The 5063-nt window shown below is 45.5% G+C and carries 5 protein-coding genes and 1 pseudogene; 2 read left to right on the forward strand and 4 right to left on the reverse strand.

What is annotated here, in order from left to right; genetic code table 11:
• Positions 1-1052, forward strand: a 1052-nt coding sequence (gene ltrA, locus HQK80_15255) for a group II intron reverse transcriptase/maturase (GenBank protein ID MBF0223550.1), incomplete at its 5' end; no start/stop codon positions are given.
• Positions 1053-1171: 119 nt separating this feature from the next.
• Positions 1172-1347: pseudogene (locus HQK80_15260) on the forward strand (IS1595 family transposase).
• Here HQK80_15260 and HQK80_15265 read toward each other — a convergent pair.
• The 4 genes from HQK80_15265 to HQK80_15280 form a co-directional block, all read right to left on the reverse strand.
• The gene (locus tag HQK80_15265) at positions 1266-2189 is read right to left on the reverse strand and encodes a PD-(D/E)XK nuclease family protein (GenBank protein ID MBF0223551.1); all 924 of its coding nucleotides are present in this window, start codon (positions 2187-2189) and stop codon (positions 1266-1268) included. The pseudogene HQK80_15260 and the gene HQK80_15265 overlap by 82 nt on opposite strands.
• 196 nt (positions 2190-2385) lie before the next feature.
• On the reverse strand, positions 2386-2592 hold the full coding sequence (locus HQK80_15270; protein MBF0223552.1) for a hypothetical protein: 207 nt from the start codon (positions 2590-2592) through the stop codon (positions 2386-2388).
• Between the two features lie 725 nt (positions 2593-3317).
• A complete protein-coding gene (locus tag HQK80_15275; protein MBF0223553.1) occupies positions 3318-3506 on the reverse strand; it encodes a hypothetical protein in 189 nt (62 codons plus the stop codon).
• Between the two features lie 563 nt (positions 3507-4069).
• Entirely contained in the window at positions 4070-4501 is a 432-nt protein-coding gene (locus tag HQK80_15280; GenBank protein ID MBF0223554.1) for a hypothetical protein, read from the reverse strand.
• Positions 4502-5063: the final 562 nt, after the last annotated feature.

The raw sequence follows: 5063 nt of genomic DNA on the forward strand, positions 1-5063 counted from the left end.
TGATCCCCAAGGCGGACGGCAGTATGCGGCCGCTGGGGATACCGACGATCCGCGACCGGGTAGCGCAAATGGCAGTCAAACTCGTCATCGAACCGATTTTCGAAGCGGACTTCTGCGACCACTCGTACGGATTCCGCCCCAAGAGATCGGCCCACGATGCCGTGGACGACATCGCCAACGCGCTATGGGCCGGGCACACCCAAGTCATCGATGCCGACCTGTCGAAATATTTCGACAGCATCCCCCATGCCAAGCTGATGGCCGTCATCGCTGAACGCATTGTCGATGGGGGCATCCTTGCCCTCCTGAAGCAATGGCTGAAGGCCCCGGTCATTGGCGAGGACGCCCAAGGGAAGCGTAAGACGGTCGGGGGCGGCAAGGCCAACAAACGAGGCACACCGCAAGGTGGAGTCATCTCGCCGCTGTTGTCCAATGCCTATCTGCACATCCTGGATCGTATCTGGGAACGCAAACGGCTGAAATCGAAGCTTGGCGCACACATCGTCCGTTATGCGGACGATTTTGTGGTGCTATGTCGAAAGGGTGTGGATGAGCCGCTGAAGGTGGTGCGCCATGTACTGGATCGTCTTGGACTCACGCTGAACGAGACCAAGACCCATGTGGTGGACGCCAAAGAAGCGAGCTTCGACTTTCTGGGATTCACGATCCAGATGAGTCGGGGAGCGAAGACGGGCAAGCCGTACCCGAATGTGCGCCCGTCGGACAAGGCCGTGAAGAAGATCAAGGCCCGTCTGACGGAACTGACGCAACGGGAACTGACCTGCATCCCGCTGGAGAATGTGGTAGGGAATGTGAACCGCAGCCTGAGAGGCTGGGTGAATTACTTTCACTACCGGAACTCCAGTCTGGCGATGAGCAAGGTCAAGAACCACGCGGAAGAACGGCTGAGGACGCACTTGCAAAAGCGTCACAAGGTGAAAGACAGAGGCACCGCCTACAAGCGGTTCCAAAATGCCAGCCTCTATGAACGCTATGGGCTATACAAACCCCCAACGGAAGCCGGCTGGAAATCGGCGCATGCCTCGGTGTGAAGAACATCGGAAAGCCGTGTGCGGGAAAACCGCATGCACGGTTTGATGAGGGAGGGCAGGCGAGAGCCTGCTCTCTACTCTACCCACTTTATACCGCCCCATTTCATACCAACGAGACGTTCACTTGGGTCAACACGATGATTGGTAACGTTAAGAACTTTACCACGGGCGCTTACCATGCCATTAATCCAATCCCCTTCACCACCTACCACGTTACTTGGCTGAATTCTGTTGTCGCTTCAACCGCTCAAAAAATTTCTTGCCGATTATTCGTGTATTGTATTTCTCGTGTTGAATACCGATATTATTTTCATCAATATATTCAGCAAGAATGTGACGAGCCACCTCTTTATCTCCAGTCTCAATATTAAATACCTGAATCTGGGTGCTATCTCTTTTTACAACTCGGTATTCACCGCTTTTCGTTTTAATTTCTGTTTCTTCAAGTATCTCGCCAATATCTTCACTGGTTCTCATGGGTTTCTGAGTTGAGGGCTCTGTAGTTAGAGAGCTATGACGAATAAACGCTTTTAATGTATGACGCATATATTCGTTAATGGGGTTGATTTCCCCAGCCATTTCCAACTTTAGTAACTCTTGAAGTATTTTTGATATGCAATTATCACATGAACTCCAATGAATCCAATATTTTTTGTGTCCTTTATTTTGTAGTTCCAAATCATTGAATTCAGCATGCAGATGTCTATGACTGACGTTTGGAGTGAGAAAAACAATAGTGAGCTCTGTGATACCGGGCTCATCGGCAAGAATTGCCTGATAATACTCATTAAGCTGTTTTGGATTAGCAGCGCCAGTTTTTATCTTGTTCTCGATAATAATCCTATGACATTCTTTTTTGCCATTTTCGCCATTTTTGAGCAATATTATCTGTATATCTATATCTTTTCTCTTCCCATTAAGTTGATATGGCTCTTCAAGCGAAACTTGCGAATCTATAAAACCTGATGATGCTATCTCTTTAAATCTCTCGTTATCAATTGTTTGCAGAAGCTTTCTGATTACAGAGTCACCTAAGCCGTGATCTTTGTTGCTATCCAATAGATAACCGAGCATTGCTGACATGCTTGGCTCATGCAGTCTTGATTTTCCTTGACTCAATACTTGAAATATATTCATGATTTTTCCGGTGTAAATGCGAATGCGTACGCCCAGCATGATCTTATGAGGTGAAAGTCCTCTGTAGGAAGATCACCGTCCATCACTGAGGGGTGATTATGACGACAACTACTAGCGAAAGGCAAGGGTCACCTCGTGAGAGGTGGTCTGAATGAGGCCCGGAGCAAAACTGCGAGCTGATGAATAAGAGCATCATTCATTGATTCAACTCAACACACTGCTGATAGCCGCTGGCGATTCCAAGGTAGTTTATCCATCCTCGTAGGTAGAGGCTGGTTTTATAAATCTGATACTCCATCGAGACACCCCAATTGCGGTTGGTCAGTCGTCTTACCTCTTGCTTGAATCGCTTCACACTCTCTGGATGCCAGTGAATACGCCTATTTCGGAAGGTGAACCCCAGAAATTTGCTCTCACTGACTCAGCAGATCTCGGTGAAATAAATATACTGCGTAACATAAGGCTTTCGGGAGACTTAAAAATTATTTTTTCGCGCAAAAGCAGTGCGATCAGGATGGTGATGGCAAACAGGACTGCGAGAGCAACGCTGCCAAACGTTTGTCACCCGACTCAAACAGGCGCATCCACGTCAGCCGTTTATTATTGTCGGTGACGGTCTGAGTCGCACCAGCCGATGGTCGAGAACATCAGCGCACAGGGGATGCAGTACATTCTCGTGGCCTAGGCGGGTGACCACACCTAGCTGACCGACTGGATAGCCGCCTATTAAACCCTGCCTGCTCTAGAGTTTATCGATAACCAAGCGGACTCACCGTTATCGCTGGCAGAATGATGTCCCCCCTCAATGGTCGCGATAATGCGGTCAAAGTCAACCTACTGGTTGTTCCCTCATGGGAGTTTCTGCCTGATCTCTTTCTTCATCCAAACGACTACACCGTTACTGCTGAAAAAATCGCTTAAGTCGGCTATTCGAAGATAATGCGCCTATGGCGTAGTTCGACGCCTGCGCGCGATTTGTGCGGCTTCACATGTATCCGAGTGTTTTTCACATTATCTACATCGAAATATGTTAATTTTGGCAGTTTTTAGCTTCGCCGAGATTAGCTGTATTTCTCTTCATAGCCCTTGATAAAATCTGCTAACATCCCATCCATTTCGACGAAAATTTTACTTATTTTCATCAGTGTATTTGTTTTCTTTTTCATCAGTGTTTTCGGGATCAATCTTCGGCCCATAAAGCAGTTCAGCCCACCTTTCTTCTGAAACAGGACCGCCTAGAAGGTTTTTCTCTCGTTCTGCTTTCCGTTTTGATTTACTTACCCGCTTTTCTTTATCTACCCGCTTTTCAGTGTTCATGATGCTTCACCTTTATGCTAAAAATCCATCAATGACATATCCAAAAAAGTTAGAAAACTTTCCCTGTATGAAAATGGATTAAGACTACAATACCAACATAATCCTTACTAGATGACTTTGTATCTAACTTATAATGATGACTACCAAACAACACTTTAACAACCAGTGGTCTTCCGTAAATAAGTGTTGTCATTTATAACCCTTCTTCTGCATATGTTTTAACAATAAAATTGTAACAATCTTCATAGTTATCAAACATTAATGGCCCACCCAATTGGTTTTCAAATGATACCCAATTGAGAAACGACCTGTATTGTGGATAAAATGTTTTGTTGTTATTTTCGTCGGTTACCGTCATGATCCGATAAATTTGGCGTTCGTTGATTGCATTTTTAACGCGTCTAATTATTTCAAAAAAAGCAAAATTCATAATAAGTGCGTTAGAAAACCTTCCCTGTATAAAAAAGGGATTTAAGACACCCACTGACAAAATCTGCCAATACTCCGTCCATATCGACGAAGATTTTATTTATTTTCATAAACTTTCCTCTTCTACAGAGTATTTATACAGTCTCCGTTTGGTACGCCCGTATAAAATGATACGTTGTCCCCTCAATATAGAAATTATACCCCGATGGAATACCCTTGCGCATGTAACGATCAACAATACGTTTCTTTGCTGGATTGAGGCAACTGATTGCAATCCTGCTAGGATGACGCCGTGAAACATACCCAAAAATTCTACGGGCAACCTCCCGCACTACCTTGACTGGGTTTTTGGTCCGATTCTTTACGTTGTATGAAGAAAAAGCAACATTGTCATCTTCGCTCCACCAATAATAATACGGATCAGAATTATCGAGAACAAGAGGCACCCGTTTCCCATCTTTGAATTTACCACTCACTACGCAGAAGTTAACAGTACCTTCGGGCAAAAAATTAAGAGAATAATCTAACCCATCAATCGAAAAGGTTTCGTTGTATTCATTTTTCATTTCTTTCTCTCCTTTCTGTCTCAAGGAGATGGGATTATACACCACAATTACAAGATAGTCAAGGAAAGACGTTAAATTGTCAGAAAGCATTCCCTGTATAAAAAGAGTTTAAGCCCCCTTGTAAGCTGGGAGGTGACTCTGGTCAATGAGCTATTAACCCAAATGGAACAGTTTTAGGGAATTTTATCTGCGCCACCAACCTAATGGAGAGCTTCGATGGTGCCTCGATTCGCTGCTTTGACAAAAGGATTCGGTTCGACTACCTTAAGCTCGAATAGATCTACTCCCTCTTTGGTGAAGTTCTCAAAAGTCATGAGGTCAGTCAACCCGCCTCGGTAGAGTGGAAGACCCACTTAAGTGGCTTGCCGACCCTCACGCCGGGGGATTTTGCCACCGTGGTGCGGCAGCAGCGCTTTAACACCGAGCCGCTGACGGCAGAGCGACTCTATCGAGCTTTGAATCAGGAGTGTGCGGTCAAACCAGGGCCGAAATTACACTCAATTGGCTTTGCTGCGGCACTATTATTGGGAGCTGTGATGAAAATTTTTGTTTACGGTACGCT

Source organism: Desulfobulbaceae bacterium, assembly GCA_015231515.1.
Classification (GTDB): domain Bacteria; phylum Desulfobacterota; class Desulfobulbia; order Desulfobulbales; family VMSU01; genus JADGBM01.